Below are 20110 nucleotides of genomic sequence, written 5' to 3'. Positions count from 1 at the left end.
TGCACGCCGTCCCGCGCCTTCGTGACCGGCCGGCGATCGGGAGGATCAGATGGCGACAATGACAAGCAGCACGGCGCCGCCACGGTTCAGCGTCGTGCTTTCGAGGATCTGCGACGGGGCGCTCTACCTGGCCGGCATCGGGCTGGTCGCGATGACCGCGCTCGTCGCCTATCAGGTCTTCTTCCGCTTCGTGCTCAATTCGTCGCCGAGCTGGACCGAAACCAGCGCCATCATGCTGATGAACTGGTTCATCTTCCTCGGCGCCGCCGTCGGCGTGCGGGAGAACTACCATATGGGGTTCGACGTGCTGCTTTATATCCTGCCGAAAGGCAGCAAGGGAGCGTTGCGCACGCTGTCCGACCTGATCGCGCTCGGCTTCGGATTCGGCATGGTCTGGTACGGCTGCAAGCTTGTCGGCCTGACCTGGCACACCATCATCCCGGCGCTCGAGCTGCCGGGCGGCTTCGACTATCTGCCGCTGGTCGCCGGCGGCGTGCTGATCTGCCTGTTCTCGGCCGAGCGCATCGCGCTGCGCTGGTCGGGCGTCGATATCGACAAGGACATCAATCTCGAGGACGTGCCGGAGATGCCGGCGGTGCAGGAGGCCTAGATGGAGCTCTGGATCCTGTTCGGCGTCTTCACGCTGCTGATGTTCGGCGGCACGCCGATCGCGTTCTGTCTTGGTGCGGCCTCCTTCGCCACCGTCCTCTATCTCGGCCTGCCGCCCCTGGTCGTGTTCCAGCAAATGAAATCGGGCATGAGCGCGTTCTCCCTGATGGCGATCCCGTTCTTCATCTATGCCGGCGATCTGATGGTGCGCGGCGGCATCGCGCAGCGCATCGTTTCCTTTGCCGGCTCCCTGGTCGGCCATGTCCGAGGCGGTCTCGGCCAGGTCAACATCATCGCCGGCACGCTGTTCGGCGGCATTTCCGGCTCGGCCGTGGCCGAGGCCGCGGCCGTCGGCGGGCTGATGATCCCGCAGATGAAGGCACGCGGCTATGGCGCCGACTATGCCGTCAACGTCACCTCGATGGCGGCGCTGATCGCGCTGCTTTTGCCGCCATCGCAGAACATGATCATCTATTCGATCGCAGGGGGCGGCAAGATTTCGATCGCCGACCTGTTCACCGCCGGCATACTACCGGGCCTTTTGTTCGCCGCCTCGCTGATGGTCACCGCCTATTTCGTCGCCCGCAGCCGCGGCTATCCGGTCGAGGCCTTCCCCGGTTTTTCGCGCGTCGGGCAGCTGGCGCTCATCGCTATTCCGGGACTGCTCCTGATCGGCATCATCTTCGGTGGCGTCCGCTCCGGAATCTTCACAGCGACGGAGAGTTCGTGCATCGCCATTCTCTACGCCTTGCTTGTTACCGTCCTCGTTTACCGTTCGATGGGCTGGAGCGATTTCGTCCACGCCACCAAGGGCGCCGTGCGCACCACTTCGATGGTGCTGTTGATCATCGGCACGGCGGCTTCTTTCAGCTGGCTGATGGCCTATCTCAAAGTGCCGGTGCTGCTGATCGCCGGCATGAATGCGATCTCCACCGATCCGCTCGTCGTGCTGCTGCTGCTCAATGTCCTGATGCTGGTGCTCGGCACCTTCATGGACATGGGACCGATGATCATCATCTGCACGCCGATCTTCCTGCCGCTGGTCACACATTATGGCGTGGATCCCGTGCATTTCGGCGTCATCACCATCCTCAATCTCGGCATCGGGCTGAACACGCCGCCGGTCGGCACGGTGCAGTTCGTCGCCTGCGCCGTCGGCAAGATCACGGTCTGGGAAGCGATGCGCTCGATCTGGCCGTTCTATGGCGCCGGTATCGTGGTTCTCGGGCTGGTGACGTATATTCCGGCCATCTCGCTCTGGTTGCCGAGCGTGTTCAAATAGAGGACGACATGGCATTGGATAGCGCAGCTGACCTCAGGGTCGAGAGAAAACCCAAACTGTCGGAGACCGTCGTCGCGGCAATCCGCAGGCAGCTTCAGGCCGGCGAGATCCTGCCAGGCCACAAACTGCCGACCGAGGGCCAGTTGACCGAAACCTTCGGCGTCAGCCGCACCGTCATCCGCGAAGCCCTGGCCAAGCTCGCCGCCGACGGCCTGGTCGAGCCGCGGCAGGGCGCCGGCGTCTTCGTCACAGAGCACATCTCGACGATGTTCGGGGCGCTCGCGGCCGATATGGGCAGCAAGGATTCGATCGCACTCAACGTGCTCGAAGTGCGGCTCGCCATCGAGATCGAATCGGCCGGGCTCGCCGCGATCCGCCGCAACGCGGCCCAGGAGGCGGCGATCCAGGAAGCCTTCTTCGACTTCGAACGGCTGTTGCTCGCCAGCGAGCCGACCGGTCCGGCCGATCTCGCCTTCCATCGCGCCATCGCCAGCGCCACCAATAACCCGTTCTATGTCGAGATGCTCGACGTGCTCGGCCGGCGCGCCATTCCGTGCGATGTGACCTCGCCCTGGTCGACCGAGCTTGTGCAGTCCGACAGCTATCAGCGCGGGCTGCAGCGCGAGCATCTGGTGATCCTGAACGCGATCACATCGGGCGATGCCGAAGCCGCGCGCGAGGCGATGCGCACGCATCTCTCGGCCAGCCAGCAGCGCTATCGCGAGCGCCTGCATGCGCGGCAGGTCTATTATTCCGACTCGGTCAAGGCGGCCGGCGGCGAATGATCCATCTCAAGTCAGGACAGCAATGAGCCAGAACCATACCGACTATACATCGCGTTTTGCCATCGACCCCGCCGCCGCCGCGGCCATGGGAACCGACGAGTTGCGCCACAATTTCCACATCGAAGACCTGTTCCAGCCCGACCGCGTCGGCCTGACCTACACACATTACGACCGCATGATCGTGGGCGGCGCGATGCCGGCCGGCGCGCCGCTTCGGCTGGAGGCAATCAAGCCGACTGGAACGAAAGGCTTTCTCGAGCGCCGCGAGTTGATCGCCGTCAATATCGGCGGCGCCGGCACGATCGAAGCCGGAGGCCAGCTCCATGAGCTGCAGGCGCGCGACATGCTCTATCTCGGCATGGGCACGCAGGATGTGTCATTCGCCTCAGTCGACAAGGCGGCGCCGGCAAAGTTTTATCTGCTCAGCGCGCCGGCGCATCAAACCTTTCCCAGCCGGCTGATCCGCATCGGTGACGCCAGGCGTCTCGATCTCGGCAGCAAGGAGGCCTGCAATGAACGCTCGATCTTCCAGTTCATCCATGCCGACGGGGCCAGGACCTGCCAGCTCGTCGTCGGGATGACGCAACTCGCGCCGGGCTCCATCTGGAACACCATGCCGTGCCATGTGCACGACCGGCGCATGGAGGCCTATCTCTATTTCGACCTGCCGGAGGCGGCGCGCGTCTTCCATTTCATGGGCGAGCCGGACGAGACCCGCCATATCGTCATGCGCAACGAGGAGGCCGTGCTGTCGCCCGGCTGGTCGATCCATTCAGGCGCCGGCACCTCCAGCTATGCCTTCATCTGGGCGATGGCCGGCGACAATGTCGACTACACCGATGTCGATCCGGTTGCGATGGAAGACCTGCGGTGAGCGATTTCTCCGCCTTCAGCCTGACCGGTCGGCGCATCCTCGTCACCGGCGCCAACACCGGAATCGGCCAAGGCATTGCCGTCTCGATCGCGCGCGCCGGCGGCATGGTCGTCGGCGTCGGCCGCTCCTCGATGGATGAGACGGCCGCAAGGATCGCCGCGGCGGGCGGTCGGTTCGAGGCGGTCGCGGCCGACCTTGCCGACACATCCGCCGCAGGTCCGATGCTGGAGCGCGTCTGGGACGAAAGCGGGCCGCTCGACGGGCTGGTCAACAATGCCGGCATCATCCGGCGCGCCGACGCCGTCGATCTCTCGGAAGCCGATTGGGACGAGGTGCTCGACCTCAACCTGAAGACGGCTTTTCTGCTCTGCCAAGGCTTCGCCAGGCGCGTCCTTGCCGGCGGACGCAGGGGCAAGATCGTCAACATCGCCTCGGTGCTGAGTTTCCAGGGCGGCATCCGCGTCGCGTCCTACACCGCCTCGAAGCACGGCGTGCTCGGCATCACCCGGCTGCTCGCCTGCGAATGGGCAGCGAAAGGTATCAACGTCAACGGCATCGCGCCGGGCTATATCGAAACCAACAATACGCAGGCGCTGCGCGCCGATCCCGACCGCAGCGCCTCGATCCTGGCGCGCATTCCGGCCGGCCGCTGGGGCCGGCCGGAAGACATTGGCGATGCGGCGGCCTTCCTGCTGGCGTCGGCGTCGGACTATATGCATGGCGCGGTGGTGCCAGTGGACGGCGGCTGGCTGGCGCGATGAGGATATTGCGATGAGCGAAACGAAAATCTTCTCCCAGGCCGGCGCGGGCGCCTGGACGGCGACGCCGGATGGCAACAGGCGGCGCGTTCTCCTGCACACGGATGAACTGATGATGGTCGAGTTCGCCTTCGACAAGGGCGGCGTCGGCGCCCTGCATTCGCATCCGCATGTACAGGCAAGCTACGTCGCCGAGGGCCGCTTCGAGGTGACCATCGACGGCCGGACCGAAATCATCGAGACAGGCGGCAGCTTCATCGTGCCGTCAGGCCTGGTGCATGGCGTCAAGGCGCTCGAAGCCGGCCGGCTGGTCGACAGCTTTACGCCGCACCGCGCCGATTTCCTCGCCTGAGGGCCGGCCATGCGATGAGCGATGGACGCTCGTTTCGGCGCGCTGTTTCCAAATGAAAAACCCGCGCCTCCGGAGAGGCGCGGGTCTGTTGCCTGGGCGCTTGCGCGCCGCGGTACTCGAAACGTGGCCGCAGGAAATGGAGCCTGCCGAATCATGGTGAAGATAGGCTTAACGCGCGGACGCCATGTGATAGCGCCGCCATGTGATCGCGTCGCCGGCGGCGGGCGCCGCACGGCGTTCAAGTGATGTGCCTGAGCAGGCCGAAAAGCCGTTCGAAGGTCCTGCCATAGGGCGGACGCAGAAGGCTCCCCGCGCTCAAGCGCGACTGCAGGAAAACCGGCTTCACCTTGCTGAAGGTGCGAAAGCCCCATTCCCCGTGATAGGCGCCCATGCCGCTGGCGCCGACGCCGCCGAAGGGTTGGTTCTCCTGCACCAGATGCAGCATGCAATCGTTGATGGTGACGCCGCCGGCGATGGTCTCGTGCAGGATGCGTTGCTGGTTGCCGCCGTCTCGCCCGAACCAGTAGAGCGCCAGCGGCCGGTCGGCCCGGTTGACATGGGCGATGGCGTCGTCGATCCCGGCATATTCGAGGATCGGCAGCACCGGCCCGAAAATCTCTTCGCGCATCAGCCGCAGGTCGGGATCGGCGTTCCTGACCAGGGTCGGCGGCAATTTGCGGCCTGCGGCGCCGAACGCCTCGCCGGCCGGGTTGATTTCGATGACATCGGCGCCGGCGTCTCGGGCCTCCGCGATCATGGCCCGCAGGCGCTGATAATGCCGGTCGCTGACGATGGCGGTATAGTCCGGATTGTCGCGCAGGCTGGGGTAGAGCTTCGCCATAGCCGCCGCGAGTTTCTCTGCCACGATGCCTGACTGTCCCTTGGGCACCAGCAGGTAGTCCGGCGCGATGCAGGTCTGCCCGGCATTGAGGAGCTTGCCATAGGCGACGCTGGCCGCCGCCGCATCGAGGTCGCATGAGGGGTCGAAGATTGCCGGCGACTTGCCGCCGAGTTCCAACGTGACTGGAGTGAGGTTGGCCGCGGCGGCCAATGCAACCTCGCGGCCGACGGCCGTCGAACCGGTGAACAGCAGGTGATCGAAAGGCATCGACACGAAAGCCTTGCCGACCTCCGCGTCGCCGGTGATGATGCCGAGTTCGTCCGGTGCGAAATGCTCGGCGGCCAGGCGCGCCAGCAGCGCTGAAAAGGCGGGCGTCAATTCGGAGGGTTTGACCAGCACGCGATTGCCGGCGGCGAGCGCCGCGGTGACCGGCGCGACGGCGAGCTGGAAAGGGTAATTCCAGGGCGATACGATGCCGACGACACCGAGCGGCTGCGGGACGAGGCGGTTCCTGCCCGGCAGAAACGGCAAGGTGGTGGCGACGCGGCGTTCCCGCATCCAGCCTTTCAGGTGAGACAGCGCGTGGCGGATGCCGGCCCGCACCACGAACAGCTCGGCAAGGCGGGTCTCATGAGCCGAGCGGCCGCCGAAGTCGGTGTCGATTGCCGCGCAGATGTCGGCCTCATGCTTTTCCGTGAGCGCCAGCAGCCGGACGAGGCGATCCTTGCGGACATCGAGGCCCGGAAAGGGCTGCGCCTCGAATGCGGCGCGCTGCTGCTTGAAGCGCTCGCCGAGAGCGTCCTGTCTGGTCTGCAGCATCGCTCCCTCCCTGATCGCGCCGGGCAAGCTTACATCGCAGCGCGTGAGCGAATCCAGCAGGGGTGCTGATGTCGCAGGGGAAGGCGCGAATTGGAGCCGGTGGACATGCCACCCCGCGCATCGCGGATAGCGTTCCGGCGATCTTCGCTTTAAGAACGTTGCCTCAGCCAAACCAGGGGACCATTGCGAGATGGCAATATCGACGGCGAGCGTTCCGCCGGATGTACCAGACCCCAAGCAACGCGTGTTGAAGGACGTGTTCGGCTTCGACGATTTTCGTCCCGGCCAGGCCGAAATCATGGACGCGCTGCTGGGCGGACGCCATGTGCTGGCCGTCATGCCGACGGGTGCGGGGAAATCGCTCTGCTACCAGGTTCCGGCGCTGGTCCTGGGCGGCCTTGCCATCGTCGTCTCGCCGCTGGTGGCGCTGATGCAGGATCAGGTCGCGGCGTTGCGCCTTGCCGGCGTGTCAGCCGATACGATCAACTCCTCGATCGAGCGCGAGGCCAATGTGGCGGCATGGCGCCGTGTCGCCTCTGGCCAGACGCGCCTGCTCTACCTCGCGCCGGAGCGGCTGATGACCGAGCGGATGCTCGAGGCGCTGGCCAAGCTCGACGTCAGCCTGATCGCCATCGACGAGGCGCATTGCATCTCGCAATGGGGTCCGGCGTTCCGGCGCGAATATGAGGATCTGTCGCGGCTGCGCTCCATTTTCCCGCAAGTGCCGATCATCGCGCTGACGGCGACGGCGGACGAGGCTACCCGCACCGATATCGAAGCGCGTCTGTTTGCCGGGCGCGCCGAAACCGTGGTGCTGGGTTTCGACCGGCCGAACATCAAGCTTGCCCTCGAGGCCAAGCAGGACAGCAAGCGCCAGTTGCTGCGCTTCGTCGAGCGTCACGCGGGCAAAAGCGGCATCGTCTACTGCCTGTCACGCAAGAAGACCGAGGAGATGGCGGCCTTCCTCGAGAAGAACGGCGTCACCGCGCTCGCCTATCACGCCGGGATGAGCAAGGAGACGCGTGAGGCGAATCAGAACGCCTTCATGACGCTCTCCGGCGTCGTCATGGTGGCGACCATCGCCTTCGGCATGGGCATCGACAAGCCCGACGTCGCCTATGTCTTCCACACCGACCTGCCGGGCAGCCTCGAAGCCTACTATCAGGAGATCGGCCGCGCCGGCCGCGACGGGCGGGCAGCCGAGGCGCATATGCTCTACGGGCTCGGCGATATCCGCATGCGGCGCCTGTTCATCGACGACGAAGAATCATCACCTGAACACAAGAAGCGCGGGCATCGCCGGCTCGATACGTTGATCGGCTATTGCGAGGCGGTACAGTGCCGCCGGCAGATCCTGCTCGGCTATTTCGGCGAACAGGCAGCGCCCTGCGGCAATTGCGACAACTGCCTCGACCAGGCGCCGCGCGCCGATGGCGGAGCGGAAGCGCGGATCATCCTGACGGCAGTCGCGCAGACCGGCAAGCGCTTCGGCGCCGCCCATGTCATTGACATCCTGCTCGGCCACGAGACCGAGAAAGTACTGGCGAGAGGCCATCAAACGCTGACCAGTTTCCGGGCCGGCGCGGCGTATAGGAAAACGGTCTGGCTGTCGCTTATCCGGCAACTGGTCGCCGGCGGGTTCCTTGTGCCGGATCCGGACGGCCATGGCGGCCTCGCCATTTCCGAAAGCGGCCGCGCCCTCGGGCGCGGCGAGGTTGCGTTCCATTATCGCGTCGAGATGCGGGACCCTCTCGCGCGCGGCAGGAAGCGTTCCGGGGAAAGCTCCGCCGCCAGCGCCGAGGGTGTGGATGCATCGCTGCTGGGCGCGCTCAAGGCGCTGCGGCTGCGGCTGGCCAAGGAGCGGCAGGTGCCGGCCTATGTCGTGTTCTCGGACCGCACGCTGATCGACATGGCCGAACGCCGCCCGCGCGACCTCGACGCCTTCGCCGAGGTGAATGGCGTGGGAGCGGCGAAGCTTAGGGAATTCGGGGAGATTTTTCTCGCCGCGATTGCCGGGCATCATCCGAATTGAGCTGAACCGGTCGACGCGTCACGCACAGGCTACAGCGGCCATCCAGACAGAAGTGCCTTCGTGACGTCACCTCGCTGTCTGAGCTGATCAATATGGCACCGTCTGCTTTTCGGTGCCGCTTGCCGTGGCGGCTGGTGCGTTCGTCGCGTCAATGATCGACTTCCTTCGTTCCGGCGAGATCACGGAAGACCGTGCGCCAGAACGATAACCATCCTCTCGACTGTCTTCCATGCCTTGACACTGGTGCTAGATTGGCAGTCGTCAAGGCAGGCACCGCCCTGACGAACGACGAAAGGGAGGCAACAACCAATGCAAATCCGAGCCGATACCTTGATAATAGCAGCGGCTATTCTGTTGGGCAGTGGAATGCTCGCCAGGACGCAAGCTCCGCTGGCGGCGTCGCCAGCCGATTGGTTAGTGGCACCCGGCGACGGTATGATGGTGTTCAATTCCGCGTCGAGGAAAGCCTATCATTGCGCAATGATATCAGGCACTGGAAAAGCGCCTTTTGTGAGCTGCTACGCCCCAGCTACGCTGCCCTAACAGCGGGGTTGCTTCGATCAGTACCCGCGCTGCCTCCGTTGCTCGTCGCTGACTGGCGCTGTCACGCGGCCCGCCTGGACGAGCAGACGACTGAGTAGGCGACGCTGTGTCGGCGTCAGCCTGTCAACTGCTTGGCGAGCTTGCCAGTACCGTAAGCCGCCGAGCCTACCAGACGCGGCGAGACCGTCGAAATGGGGGCAGTCAGTGCGCAGTGCGCAACGGCCGTCGCCGTGCCCGCCCTATAGACCTGCATCGCCGCTTGGACGGCGCTTTTCGTGTCGACCAGGTCCGAAATCGTTCAATCAGTCCTGGCTGTGCTTGCAGCCTATGGGTGGGAGGACTTGATCCCGGCTTTAGCTGGTCGGCCCGGCGCGAGGGAAGAACAAATCGAGGCGGACGCAACCGTGATCGAGATTTCGGACTGGCCAAATGGCCGTCCGACGGTTGGAACAAATTAGGCTCGTGCGTGACCTGTTCGCCAAGCTCCCGGCGCCGGCGCATTTGGATGATGTTTCCTTATCGTTCGATGGCAGGAACACCAGCAAGCGCAGCGGACGTGTGGCCCAGGTTTTGGAAACGCTGGTTGCGACCGGACTGGCGAGAGAGGACGCAGCTGGTGGCCGCGCCCGCTATTTCGTGCCTCGATGACCCGTGGGTTTCGGCACCGGGCTCGCTGGCGAAGCTCATCGTCAGATGATTACACGGCAATCCCGATGCCAGACAATTACAGCGCCGCAGGAGCTCAGGGCTGCACGCACTCCCCCGGTGCGGCTGCTTCGCTTTAGCAAACGTTTATGGCTGGGCGGGAAAAGCCAAATAAGGTAAGGAAATCAATTCGGACTGGCGGAGAGGGAGGGATTCGAACCCCCGATGGGCTTGCACCCATGCCGCATTTCGAGTGCGGTGCATTCGACCACTCTGCCACCTCTCCGCGGTCATGGTCGGCCGTTGCCGGCGCGGCGCACTAGATAACGGCTGAACGGGCAGGTTACAAGGCCAAATCCGCCGGAAAGTCAGCTTGCGTCAGAGGCTGGCCCGGAGCGACGCGGTCCCGACCGCGGTAGACGATGCCAGCCACTTCGCCGGCCAGCAATCCGGCCAAGATTTCGAACTCGGGTTAACGAGGCCTGAGGACGCCGGTCCGGCGGTGCCGGCGACCTCCTGATAGGAATTTTTTCTTGACGGGGTGAAGGCAACTATGGTAGAGATCTGGTTATGGTGCTGAGTTGCGCCAGGGACCCGCCGCACAGGCGGGTTTTTCCGTTCAAGGCTCCATCAACAGCGCGCCGACGAAAGCTCCGAAGGAACCCGTTAGCCCGGATTCGTTGCCCTGAGAATCTGGCCGTTTGCCTTGACTCGCAACAAACCTTCGGTTAGGGACAGCGCGCAATCGGCGTGGAGGGTTCTTCCGCGCCGCTTGTTTTTTGAACCCGCAGACTGACAAAAAGACGGCCGAACCGCCACAGGCGGTTCATCGAGGCCGACCGAACAGCGAAAGGCAAAAAATGTTCGCAGTCATCAAAACGGGCGGCAAGCAGTATCGCGTCGCCGCCAACGATCTCCTGAAGATCGAAAAAGTCGAAGCCAATGTCGGCGATATCGTCGAGATCGGCCACGTGCTCGCGCATGGCGAGGGCGAGAATGTCACGTTCGGCGCACCGTTCGTCGACGGCGCGGTTGTCACCGCCGAAGTCGTCGAGCAGGGCAAGAACCGCACGGTCATCGCCTTCAAGAAGCGCCGCCGCCAGAATTCGCGCCGCAAGATCGGCCATCGCCAGTTGCTGACCACGGTCAGGATCTCCGAGATCCTGCTGGGTGGCGCCAAGCCGGCCAAGAAGGCCGCTGCCAAGGCGGAAGCCAAGGCCGAGGTAGCCGCCGACGCGGCGCCGAAGGAAGCCAAGGCCAAGAAGGACGCCCCGAAGGAAGAGGCAAAGGCCGAGACCGCGGCAGCGCCGCTGTTCAAGGCGCCGAAGGGCGAGCCGGACGATCTGACCGTGATCAAGGGCATCGGCCCGGTCGCCGCCAAGGATCTCAACGAACAGGGCATCATCACCTTCGCGCAGCTCGCCAAGCTGACCGAGAAGGATGTGGCCAAGATCGACGAGAACATGCCGTTCAGCGCCGACCAGATCAAGGACTGGCGCGAGCAGGCCAAGGAACTGGCGAAGAAGTAAGGCCAACCGGCGCGAAACGTCGCCGGATCGGACTTGAAACGGAACGCGAACGCGTTCATAAGACCATTCAAGCGCCCCTGGGCGCATCGGAGTTAGTTAGATGGCACACAAGAAAGCTGGCGGCTCGTCGCGCAACGGTCGCGACTCGCATTCCAAGCGTCTGGGCGTGAAGAAGTTCGGCGGCGAAGCCGTCATCCCGGGCAACATCATCATTCGTCAACGCGGCACCACCTGGCATCCCGGCGTCAACGTCGGCATGGGTACGGATCACACGCTTTTCGCGCTTGAAGCCGGCGCCGTGACGTTCAACAAAAAAGCCAACGGCCGAACCTACGTATCGGTCAACCCGATTACCAAAGCAGCGGAGTAGCCGGTTCCGCGCCACAACACCGGCAGCCCATCTCGGGAACCGGTGTCTGGAAGCCAGAAGGTTTGGCAAAGCCAGGAAAAGGATCAAGGGAGATGGGTTTCCATCTCCCTTTTTTCTTGTGCCTGGAGGACTTTGACATGGTTGCCGAAGCGGAAGACTCAGAAGACGAAAGTTATGCGATCGATTGCCCAGTGCTGGTCACCGAGCGGCTGGTGATGCGGGCTCCGCGCGAAAGCGACATCGCGCAACTGGTCGAGCTCGCCGACAACCGTCATGTCGCCGAGATGCTGGCGCGCATGCCGCATCCCTATGGCGAGGCCGAGGCACGCGCTTTCCTGGCCATGGCCAAGTCGCGCCGCGCCGGTATCGCCTATGCGCTGACGCTGGCGGGCACCGAAACCTTCGTTGGCTGCGCCGGATTGAATACCACCGACCGCGGACTGGAGCTCGGCTACTGGATCGGTGAGCCCTATTGGAAGCGCGGCTTCGCCACCGAGGCGTCGCACGCCCTGGTCGATCTCGCGTTCCAGCGGACAAACATCCAGGTGCTTCATGCCTCGACGCGGGTCATCAATCCGGCCTCGCGCCGGGTGATCCACAAATGCGGCTTCCAGTATGCGGGCCAGGGCATGCTGAACTCGATCGTCGCCGGCCAGGTGCCCGTCGAGCGTTACCGCCTCGACCGGAAGACATGGACCAGCCTGCGCAACTGGGTACATTTTTGATGTGTGCCGATATTCAGGTGAGGCCGGCCTGCAAACGCTGATTTTCTGCGCTTCCGGTGCTCGCGTACCTTAAGTACGCTCCGCTCCGGTTCTCGAAAACCAACGTTTTCGGCTCGGCCTGACCTGAATCTCAGCACACATCGGCGCTGGGCCTCTGGTCAAAGGTTCGGAAAGAAACGTGCATCGATTTGGGCTCAGCCCAGTTCGGCCCATACCGGCAGATGGTCCGAGCCAACAGCCTTTCGGTCGACCCACAGGCGCTTCAGCGACCGGGCAAGCGAGGCGCTGGTGAAGACATAGTCGATGCGCTTGCGGCGGTCGGTATTGCCGGGGTCCTTGGGGTCGACCCAGCTGACGAGATCGTCGCCGGCGACATTGAGGCGCACGGCGGCATCGACGGCGAAGTCGGCGGTCAGCGGCATGCCGAATTCGTGGTCCGGCCGGCCGGCGAGTTCGACATATTCGGGCGATCCGGCCAGCATGTTGAAGTCGCCCATGCCGACGAAGGCCTCGGGGTGCGGCAGTTCCGGCAGGCCGATCTCGGCGACGCCGGACAGCGCGCCGCCTTCAAGCGCATAGTTCAACAGGCGCCGGCGCAGGAACTGGATCTGGCTGGCGCGCTCGACCGGGCTGCGGTGATCGAGATGGATGGAATAGAAGCGGATGAAACCAAGCGGCGTCTCGATCAGCGCCTCCAGCGCGCCGCGCTGGAAGTTCATCATCTCGAAGCTGCGGCTTCGCGGCAGGAGCAGGTTGCGCGACAGATGAATGGGCGTCTTCGAAAGCACCATGTTGCCGAGTTGGAAGGTGGTGGTGATGGCGCGGCCGTTTTCGATGCGCGAGCCGATATTGGCCTCGAAATTGCTGCCATAGACGGCGAAATAGTCGGGCAGCGCCTCGCCGATCTCGGCGACCATGTCGCGTCCGCCGTTCCTGGGATTGTTGCGGGTGACCTCCTGCAGCGCGATCACGTCGGCACCGCGCACCGCGTCGGCAATGCGCGCGACATCGTACTGCCCGTCAAGACCGATGCCGTACTGGATGTTGTAGGTTACAAGCTTCATCCGTCATCTCCGGCCAACCCCGCGCGGCCACTGTCACAAAACGGCCTCGCCCTTCGCCGCGCCTTGGTTTAGAGCAAGGCGCAAGGTTTAGAGCAATGCCGCAAGGCCAATAAAGAAACTGCTGTCCGATGAAATTTCTCGATCAAGCCAAGGTCTATGTCCGCTCCGGCGACGGGGGCGCGGGTTCCGTGTCGTTCCGGCGCGAGAAGTTCATCGAGTTCGGCGGACCGGACGGCGGCGATGGCGGCCGCGGCGGCGACGTCTGGCTGGAAGCGGTCGACGGGCTGAACACGCTGATCGACTACCGCTACCAGCAGCATTTCAAGGCCAAGACCGGCACTCATGGCATGGGCCGCAACATGACCGGCGCCAAGGGCGCCGACGTCACGCTGAAAGTGCCGGCTGGAACGCAGGTGTTCGAAGAGGACAACGAGACGCTGATCTGCGACCTCACCGTGGTCGGCCAGCGCTTCCTGCTGGCCAAGGGCGGCAATGGCGGCTTCGGCAACCAGCACTTCAAGACCTCGACCAACCAGGCGCCGCGCCGCGCCAATCCGGGTCAGCCCGGCGAGGAGCTCAACATCTGGCTCAGGCTGAAGCTGATCGCCGATGCCGGGCTGGTCGGGCTGCCCAATGCCGGCAAATCGACCTTTCTCGCCTCCGTCACCGCCGCCAAGCCGAAGATCGCCGACTATCCCTTCACCACGCTGCATCCCGGCCTGGGGGTGGCACGCATCGATGCGCGCGAATTCGTCATCGCCGACATTCCCGGCCTCATCGAAGGCGCGCATGAGGGCGTCGGCATTGGCGATCGCTTCCTTGGCCATGTCGAGCGCACGCGCGTGCTGCTGCACCTGGTGTCGGCGCAGGAGGAGAACCCCGGCAAGGCCTACAAGACCGTGCGCGCCGAACTCGAAGCCTATGGCCATGGCTTGACCGACAAGGCCGAGATACTGGCCCTTTCCCAGGTCGACACGCTTGATGCGGATGAGCGCAAGAAGAAGGTCGCGTCGCTGAAGCGCGCCGCCGGCCGTGCGCCGATGCTTCTGTCGGCGGTCACCGGCGAAGGGGTCGAAGCGGTGCTGCGCGCGCTGATGGCGGTCGTGGCCGAAGCGCGCGACGCGATCGCGGCGCCGGTCGACACGCGCTGGGAAAAATAGCATGACCGTGCAGTCGCTGAAGAAATACCGGCGCATCACCGTCAAGATCGGTTCGGCGCTTCTGGTCGACCGCACCGCCGGGCTGAAGCGCGACTGGCTGGCGTCGCTGGCCGACGACATTGCCGTGCTGGCTCAAGGCGGCGCGGAAATCCTGGTCGTGTCGTCGGGCGCCATCGCGCTGGGCCGTACCATTCTGGATCTTGGAAAAAGGGCGCTGAAGCTCGAGGAGAGCCAGGCGGCCGCAGCCGTCGGCCAGATCGCGCTGGCCGGCGCCTGGTCGGATGCGCTCGGCAAGGGCGGGTTGAAATCGGGCCAGATCCTGCTCACGCTTGGCGACACCGAGGAGCGCCGCCGCTACCTCAACGCCCGGGCGACGATCTCGACGCTCTTGAAGATGAAGGCGGTGCCGGTCATCAACGAGAACGACACCGTGGCGACCTCCGAGATCCGCTATGGCGACAATGACCGACTGGCCGCGCGGGTGGCGACGATGATGGGCGCCGACCTTTTGGTGCTGCTCTCGGATATCGACGGTCTCTACACCGCGCCGCCGGCGCGTGACCCGGAGGCCAAATTCGTCGCGGTGGTCGATCGCATCACGCCTGAGATCGAAGCGATGGCGGGTGCCGCGGCTTCCGAACTGTCGCGCGGCGGCATGCGCACGAAGCTCGACGCCGGTAAGATCGCCACTGCGGCCGGCACGGCCATGATCATTACCGCCGGCACGCGGCTTTCGCCGCTGATGGCGATCGAGCGCGGCGAGCGCGCCACCTTCTTCCGGCCGAGCGCCAACCCGGTGAAAGGCTACAAGAGCTGGATCGCCGGCCAGCTCGAACCGGCGGGAAGGCTCACCGTCGATGCCGGCGCCGTCGGGGCGCTGACATCGGGCAAGTCGCTGCTGCCGGCCGGTGTGAAGCTGGTCAGCGGCAATTTCTCGCGCGGCGATACGGTGGCGATCCTGTCGCCCGAGGGTCGCGAGATCGCCCGCGGGCTGGTTGCCTATGATGCCGCGGATGCCGTAAGGATCGCAGGCCTGAAGACAACCGAAATCGAGACCGTGCTCGGCTACGAGGCGCGTTCGGCGATGATCCACCGCGACGACCTTGTGGTCAGCCTCGCGGGCGACCAAGTAACGAGCGGAGGATGAGCCATGCTGAAGCTGCATGAAAAATCCCGGAACGATACAGTGGCGACCATGGCCGACCTCGGCCGCCGTGCCCGCGCCGCCGCACGACCGCTGGCCATCGCCACGACAGCCGCCAAGAACGCGGCACTTGCCGCCATGGCGCAGGCGATCATCGCCCGCGAGCGAGCCATACTCGACGCCAACGCCAACGACATCGCGAACGGGCATGAAGCCGGCCTCTCGGCGTCCTCCATGGACCGGCTGAAACTCAATCCCGCCCGCATCCGCGCCATGGCCGAAGGCATTCGCGAAATTGCCGAACTCGGCGATCCGGTCGGTGACGTGATCGCCAGTTGGGAGCGGCCGAACGGCCTCAGGATCGAACGCGTGCGCACGCCGCTCGGCGTCATCGGCGTCATCTACGAGAGCCGGCCGAACGTCACGGCGGATGCCGGCGCGCTCTGCCTCAAGGCCGGCAACCCGGTGATCCTGCGCGGCGGCTCGGATTCGCTGAACTCGTCGTCGGTGATCCACGCTTGCCTGGTCGACGGCTTGAAGGCAGCCGGCCTGCCGCAGGACGCCATCCAGCTTGTGCCGACCGCCGACCGCGCCGCCGTCGGCGAAATGCTGAAAGGCCTCGGCGGCAATCTCGACGTCATCATCCCGCGCGGCGGCAAGAGCCTGGTCGAGCGGGTGCAGACCGAGGCCCGGGTGCCGGTCTTCGCGCATCTCGAAGGCATCTGCCATCTCTATGTCGACCGCTCGGCCAAGCTCGACATGGCAGTCGGCATCGCCGTCAACGCCAAGATGCGGCGCACCGGTGTCTGCGGCGCGGCCGAAACGCTGCTGGTCGACCGTGCGGTTGCCTCCACCCACCTGGTGCCGATCCTCGACGCCTTGCGCGCCGCCGGCTGCGAGATCCATGCCGATGCCGAGGTGCTGAAGCTGTTCTTCGACGCCAAGCCGGCGACCGATGCCGACTGGGTCACCGAATATCTCGACGCCGTCATCGCGGTGAAGCTGGTCGACGGTGTCGCTGGCGCAATCGAGCATATCGAGACTTTCTCCTCCCATCACACCGAGGCGATCGTCGCCGAGGACGCGCAGGCGGTGGAACGGTTCTTCAACGAGATCGACTCGGCGATCCTGCTGCACAATGCCTCAACGCAGTTCGCCGATGGCGGCGAGTTCGGCATGGGCGCCGAGATCGGCATCGCCACCGGCAAGATGCACGCGCGCGGGCCCGTTGGCGTCGAGCAACTGACCTCGTTCAAATACCGCGTGCGCGGCTCGGGACAGGTGAGGCCTTGACGCTTTTCGTCCAAAGGGCCTGAAGCTTGCGCCCAGCCACCCCCCTCTGTCCTGCCGGACATTTCCCCCGCAAGGGGGGAGATCGGCTGACATTTTTGGTTTCGCCGATCTTCAATGCTCCAAGATTTGTGCCTTCACCGAAGCTGCTAATCTCCCCCCTTGCGGGGGAGATGTCCGGCAGGACAGAGGGGGGTGCCTAGCGAATGCTTTCCCTGCTTGAGCAACCTATCCCGTCCAGCTACCTCAAAATGCCGCATGCCGGCAAAGGCCTTGCCGTCGGCCTGTTCGGCGGCTCGTTCAATCCGCCGCATGCCGGCCACGCGCTGGTCGCCGAGATCGCGCTCAGGCGGCTGGCGCTCGATCAGTTGTGGTGGATGGTCACCCCGGGCAATCCGCTGAAGAACACGCACGAGCTGGCGCCGCTGGCCGAACGGCTGTGCCTGTCCGAGAAGATCGCCAAGAACCCGAAGATCAAGGTCACCGCCTTCGAAGCGGCGCATCATGTGCGCTACACCGCCGACGCGCTGGCGCTGGTCAAGGCGCGCAATCCCGGCGTCGACTTCGTCTGGATCATGGGCGCCGACAGCTTGCGCGATTTCCACCGCTGGCAGCGCTGGCGCGAAATCGTCATGACCTTCCCGATCGCGGTCATCGATCGTCCGGGCGCGACGCTGTCGTTCCTGTCGTCGGTCGTGGCCAAGACCTTCGACTATGCCCGCATCGACGAAGGCGATGCGCCAAGGCTCGCCCGCATGAAGGCGCCCGCGTGGACCTTCATCCACGGCCCGCGCTCGTCGCTGTCGTCGACGGCTATCCGCGAGCAGGCGAAGGGCTGATCGGCACAGCGCCCTTTCTTCGCAAGGAGGAAGGCAAGTCTGGCAATGTCGCTTTTGCGGCGGCCTTTCGTCATCGAATGGATGATCTTGCGCTGATATGACCACTCTCGTGAAAAGCCAAACCGAAACGGAACCGAGGCACGGCGACACGCCCACGCCGCTGATCGCGATTGCCAGCGTCGTGGTGTCGATGGCGCTGATCGCCATCGGCAACGGGCTGATGTTCGCTTACATCCCCGTCCGGCTCGGCGTGGAAGGCTTCGATCCGACCTGGGCCGGTCTGATCGTCACCGGTCTGTCGGCGGGTGGTCTCGCCGGCTGCATCCTGACCGGACCGCTGGTGCGCAGGGTTGGCCATGCCCGTGCCTTCATGGTGCTGTCGGCGCTGATCGCGCTGTCGAATGCCGCAATCGGCGCCGGGCCGCACCCCCTGTTGTGGATCGCGGCGCGCGCTCTCTACGGCTTTGCCATATGCGGGCTTTTCATCGTCGCGCAGAGCTGGCTCAACGATGCCGTGGCCAACGCCATACGCGGCAGGGTAATGGCCGTCTTCTACGTCGCCTATGTCGGCGGGCTCGGCATCGGCTATGCGACGCTGGCGCTGGTCGACATCAGGACGGCGGATGCATCGCTGATCGGCATAGCCTTCACCGCGCTATCCATCCTGCCCGTCGGGATGACCCGGCTGGCCCAGCCGCCGGCGCCGCAGGCGGCATCGGTGGCGCTGCGCCGGGCCTGGCGGATTTCGCCGGTCGGCGTCGCCGGCATGCTGGCGGTCGGTGGCCTGTCCATGTCGATTTCCGGTTTTGCGCCGATCCACGCCACCGCGAAGGGGTACAGCCAGGCCGACGTGGCGCTGCTGCTTTCGGTGATGCCGCTGGGCACGCTGATCCTGCAGGTTCCGCTCGGCTGGATTTCCGACCGCACCGATCGCCGCTATGTGCTGGTCGCGGCATCCGCGATCGCCGCGGCGGCAGGGATGTTTGCGCTCGGCTTCGACGGCGGTACGCTGGCGGTGCTGCTGGTGATCTATGTGATGTGGGACGGCGCCTCGGAATCGATCTACTCGTTGGCCAGTGCCCACGCCGCCGACCGCGCCGGCAAGGACGACATGGTGGCGCTGTCGAGTTCCTTGTTGTTTGCCTGGTCGCTGTCCGGCTTCATCGTGCCGGGCATCGTGACCGCGCTGTCAGCCGTCTTCGGCACGCAGGCCTTCATCTATGTAACAGTGGTCATCGCCTGCGTCTTCTGCCTGTTCGTGCTTTTGCGCGTGTTCACCGCGCGGCCGGTGCCGGCAACCGAAACCGGCAGCTTCGCGCCGATGACGGCGCAAGCGCCATTGCCGGTGGAACTCGCCTTCGCGCCGGACGAACAGCACCGGCACAGGGGCGATTGACTATTGCCGGCGGGTTTCCGGCGCCGGGGCCTGCGGTGGCGGCAGCGGGATCGATATGCGTTCGCGGTCGAATTCCTGCTTGGCCCGCTTGGTGAGATCGGCCTGGGCGGCGAAGAAATCCACCGATGATGTCCAGTAACGCAAGGTGATCGAGACGGTGCTTTCGCCCAATGCCGCGACAAAGGCGGTCGGCGCCGGCTCACGCTTGACGCGGCGCTCGGCGGCGGCGATCGCAAGCAGCGTCTTCTGGGCGCGGTCGATGTCGTTCCAGGAGCCGATCGAGAGGGTGATGTCGCCGCGCCGCACGCCGTTGCGCGAAAAATTGCGCACCGGCTGGTTCCACAGCGTCGAGTTGGGCGCCAGGATGTAGACGCCTTCGGCGCTCCGGAGCTTGGTGGCGAAAAGGCCGATTTCCTCGATCGAGCCGGCAATGGACCCGACTTCGACGGATTCGCCGATGCGGAACGGCCGCAATGCCAAAAGCATGATCCCGGCGGCAATGTTCTGCAGCGTGCCTTGCAGCGCCAGGCCGATGGCCAGGCCGATGGCGCCGATCGCGGCGATGATCGAGGCCGTCTGCACGCCGAACTGGCCGAGCACCATGATGACGACCAGGACGAGGATGGCATAGCGGACGATCTTGGAAAAGAAGTGCCGCAGCGTCTGGTCAAAGCCATGGATGTGGCCCAGGCCGGCAAAAATCGAACGCTCGGCAAAGCCGGCGACGATGTAGCCGACAACCAGAAGGATGACGGCGCCGACCGCCGAAAGGGAATAGGAGACAATGAGCGCGCTGAGCTGAGAGAGCCCCGCCTGCACGGTCAGGAGGGCATTTTGCGGGTCGATCGGCATAATGGGATTCCGGTTGATCAATCAGCCGATAACCCCTGCGGAACGCCTGGGTTCCGATCTTTTGCGTGTCGCGCGGAACAAGCGGAGCCTCAATGAGTTCGCATGGAAGCGGGGCTCCGTCTTGAAACTGCAACGGAACTCTGCCTATCTAAGCGGTGTCACCCGCTTTCAGGGGTGATTTGGTTGTTCTTGCTGCGAAAG

General features: G+C 64.7%; 18 protein-coding genes and 1 tRNA gene. 15 read left to right on the top strand and 4 right to left on the bottom strand.

Annotated elements, in window-relative coordinates; translation table 11 throughout:
* Positions 1-58 precede the first annotated feature (58 nt).
* Genes FJ867_RS01445 through FJ867_RS01420 form a run of 6 tightly spaced genes read left to right on the top strand, consistent with a single transcriptional unit; the run spans position 59 to position 4660 of the window.
* Complete coding sequence (locus FJ867_RS01445) at positions 59-610, top strand: TRAP transporter small permease (protein ID WP_140816659.1); 552 nt, start codon at positions 59-61, stop codon at positions 608-610.
* On the top strand, positions 611-1891 hold the full coding sequence (locus FJ867_RS01440; protein ID WP_140560745.1) for a TRAP transporter large permease: 1281 nt from the start codon (positions 611-613) through the stop codon (positions 1889-1891).
* 8 nt (positions 1892-1899) lie between these two features.
* Positions 1900-2676, top strand: a complete 777-nt coding sequence (locus FJ867_RS01435) for a FadR/GntR family transcriptional regulator (protein WP_140816314.1) — start codon at positions 1900-1902, stop codon at positions 2674-2676.
* Between the two features lie 22 nt (positions 2677-2698).
* On the top strand, positions 2699-3550 hold the full coding sequence (gene kduI / locus FJ867_RS01430) for a 5-dehydro-4-deoxy-D-glucuronate isomerase (RefSeq protein WP_140816312.1): 852 nt from the start codon (positions 2699-2701) through the stop codon (positions 3548-3550).
* Positions 3547-4311, top strand: a complete 765-nt coding sequence (gene kduD, locus FJ867_RS01425) for a 2-dehydro-3-deoxy-D-gluconate 5-dehydrogenase KduD (RefSeq protein ID WP_140518250.1) — start codon at positions 3547-3549, stop codon at positions 4309-4311. Before kduI ends, kduD begins: the two co-directional genes overlap by 4 nt.
* Before the next feature lie 10 nt (positions 4312-4321).
* Positions 4322-4660, top strand: coding sequence for a cupin domain-containing protein (locus tag FJ867_RS01420; RefSeq protein ID WP_140518251.1), 339 nt, complete (start codon positions 4322-4324; stop codon positions 4658-4660).
* Positions 4661-4898: 238 nt separating this feature from the next.
* On the opposite strand, the gene FJ867_RS01415 is transcribed toward FJ867_RS01420, so the two are convergent.
* A complete protein-coding gene (locus FJ867_RS01415) occupies positions 4899-6320 on the bottom strand; it encodes a coniferyl aldehyde dehydrogenase (RefSeq protein WP_140685994.1) in 1422 nt (473 codons plus the stop codon).
* Between the two features lie 190 nt (positions 6321-6510).
* Between FJ867_RS01415 and recQ the strand changes: the two genes are divergently transcribed.
* Positions 6511-8352, top strand: coding sequence for a DNA helicase RecQ (recQ, locus tag FJ867_RS01410; protein ID WP_140816310.1), 1842 nt, complete (start codon positions 6511-6513; stop codon positions 8350-8352).
* A 1384-nt stretch (positions 8353-9736) separates the two neighbouring features.
* Here recQ and FJ867_RS01405 read toward each other — a convergent pair.
* Positions 9737-9826, bottom strand: a tRNA-Ser gene (locus FJ867_RS01405).
* A gap of 574 nt (positions 9827-10400) precedes the next feature.
* Here FJ867_RS01405 and FJ867_RS01400 point away from each other — a divergent pair.
* From FJ867_RS01400 to FJ867_RS01390, 3 genes are all read left to right on the top strand, one after another.
* Entirely contained in the window at positions 10401-11069 is a 669-nt protein-coding gene (locus FJ867_RS01400) for a 50S ribosomal protein L21 (protein ID WP_140517511.1), read from the top strand.
* Between the two features lie 100 nt (positions 11070-11169).
* Complete coding sequence (gene rpmA, locus FJ867_RS01395; RefSeq protein WP_140493012.1) at positions 11170-11439, top strand: 50S ribosomal protein L27; 270 nt, start codon at positions 11170-11172, stop codon at positions 11437-11439.
* Positions 11440-11576: 137 nt separating this feature from the next.
* Positions 11577-12164, top strand: coding sequence for a GNAT family protein (locus FJ867_RS01390; RefSeq protein WP_181167602.1), 588 nt, complete (start codon positions 11577-11579; stop codon positions 12162-12164).
* A 194-nt stretch (positions 12165-12358) separates the two neighbouring features.
* Here FJ867_RS01390 and FJ867_RS01385 read toward each other — a convergent pair whose 3' ends face one another.
* Positions 12359-13228, bottom strand: coding sequence for an endonuclease/exonuclease/phosphatase family protein (locus FJ867_RS01385; protein WP_140816308.1), 870 nt, complete (start codon positions 13226-13228; stop codon positions 12359-12361).
* A gap of 128 nt (positions 13229-13356) precedes the next feature.
* On the opposite strand from FJ867_RS01385, the gene obgE reads away from it, so the two are divergent.
* From obgE to FJ867_RS01355, 5 genes are all read left to right on the top strand, one after another.
* Positions 13357-14388 carry a GTPase ObgE gene (gene obgE, locus FJ867_RS01380; protein ID WP_140493021.1) on the top strand — a complete coding sequence of 344 codons (1032 nt, stop codon included), beginning with the start codon at positions 13357-13359 and terminating at the stop codon, positions 14386-14388.
* A 7-nt stretch (positions 14389-14395) separates the two neighbouring features.
* Complete coding sequence (proB, locus tag FJ867_RS01375; RefSeq protein ID WP_140517608.1) at positions 14396-15535, top strand: glutamate 5-kinase; 1140 nt, start codon at positions 14396-14398, stop codon at positions 15533-15535.
* A gap of 3 nt (positions 15536-15538) precedes the next feature.
* Positions 15539-16825, top strand: coding sequence for a glutamate-5-semialdehyde dehydrogenase (locus FJ867_RS01370; protein WP_140560768.1), 1287 nt, complete (start codon positions 15539-15541; stop codon positions 16823-16825).
* 248 nt (positions 16826-17073) lie between these two features.
* The gene (locus FJ867_RS01360; RefSeq protein ID WP_140560819.1) at positions 17074-17661 is read left to right on the top strand and encodes a nicotinate-nucleotide adenylyltransferase; all 588 of its coding nucleotides are present in this window, start codon (positions 17074-17076) and stop codon (positions 17659-17661) included.
* Between the two features lie 97 nt (positions 17662-17758).
* Positions 17759-19057, top strand: coding sequence for an MFS transporter (locus tag FJ867_RS01355; protein WP_140517515.1), 1299 nt, complete (start codon positions 17759-17761; stop codon positions 19055-19057).
* On the opposite strand, the gene FJ867_RS01350 is transcribed toward FJ867_RS01355, so the two are convergent.
* A complete protein-coding gene (locus FJ867_RS01350; RefSeq protein WP_140554892.1) occupies positions 19058-19909 on the bottom strand; it encodes a mechanosensitive ion channel domain-containing protein in 852 nt (283 codons plus the stop codon).
* Between the last annotated feature and the right edge of the window lie 201 nt (positions 19910-20110).

The sequence above is a fragment of the Mesorhizobium sp. B2-5-3 genome (assembly GCF_006441005.1).
GTDB lineage: Bacteria > Pseudomonadota > Alphaproteobacteria > Rhizobiales > Rhizobiaceae > Mesorhizobium.
Note: the sequence above shows the minus strand (reverse complement) of the source record. Positions and strands in the feature narration are given on the sequence as shown.

Excerpts from the sequence above, each read along its gene's own strand:
- FJ867_RS01445 (WP_140816659.1), top strand. The coding sequence starts at position 59 with ATGACAAGCAGCACGGCGCCGCCACGGTTCAGCGTCGTGCTTTCGAGG.
- FJ867_RS01440 (WP_140560745.1), top strand. The coding sequence starts at position 611 with ATGGAGCTCTGGATCCTGTTCGGCGTCTTCACGCTGCTGATGTTCGGC.
- FJ867_RS01435 (WP_140816314.1), top strand. The coding sequence starts at position 1,900 with ATGGCATTGGATAGCGCAGCTGACCTCAGGGTCGAGAGAAAACCCAAA.
- kduI (WP_140816312.1), top strand. The coding sequence starts at position 2,699 with ATGAGCCAGAACCATACCGACTATACATCGCGTTTTGCCATCGACCCC.
- FJ867_RS01420 (WP_140518251.1), top strand. The coding sequence starts at position 4,322 with ATGAGCGAAACGAAAATCTTCTCCCAGGCCGGCGCGGGCGCCTGGACG.
- FJ867_RS01415 (WP_140685994.1), bottom strand. The coding sequence starts at position 6,320 with ATGCTGCAGACCAGACAGGACGCTCTCGGCGAGCGCTTCAAGCAGCAG.
- recQ (WP_140816310.1), top strand. The coding sequence starts at position 6,511 with ATGGCAATATCGACGGCGAGCGTTCCGCCGGATGTACCAGACCCCAAG.
- FJ867_RS01400 (WP_140517511.1), top strand. The coding sequence starts at position 10,401 with ATGTTCGCAGTCATCAAAACGGGCGGCAAGCAGTATCGCGTCGCCGCC.
- rpmA (WP_140493012.1), top strand. The coding sequence starts at position 11,170 with ATGGCACACAAGAAAGCTGGCGGCTCGTCGCGCAACGGTCGCGACTCG.
- FJ867_RS01390 (WP_181167602.1), top strand. The coding sequence starts at position 11,577 with ATGGTTGCCGAAGCGGAAGACTCAGAAGACGAAAGTTATGCGATCGAT.
- FJ867_RS01385 (WP_140816308.1), bottom strand. The coding sequence starts at position 13,228 with ATGAAGCTTGTAACCTACAACATCCAGTACGGCATCGGTCTTGACGGG.
- obgE (WP_140493021.1), top strand. The coding sequence starts at position 13,357 with ATGAAATTTCTCGATCAAGCCAAGGTCTATGTCCGCTCCGGCGACGGG.
- FJ867_RS01370 (WP_140560768.1), top strand. The coding sequence starts at position 15,539 with ATGCTGAAGCTGCATGAAAAATCCCGGAACGATACAGTGGCGACCATG.
- FJ867_RS01360 (WP_140560819.1), top strand. The coding sequence starts at position 17,074 with ATGCCGCATGCCGGCAAAGGCCTTGCCGTCGGCCTGTTCGGCGGCTCG.
- FJ867_RS01355 (WP_140517515.1), top strand. The coding sequence starts at position 17,759 with ATGACCACTCTCGTGAAAAGCCAAACCGAAACGGAACCGAGGCACGGC.
- FJ867_RS01350 (WP_140554892.1), bottom strand. The coding sequence starts at position 19,909 with ATGCCGATCGACCCGCAAAATGCCCTCCTGACCGTGCAGGCGGGGCTC.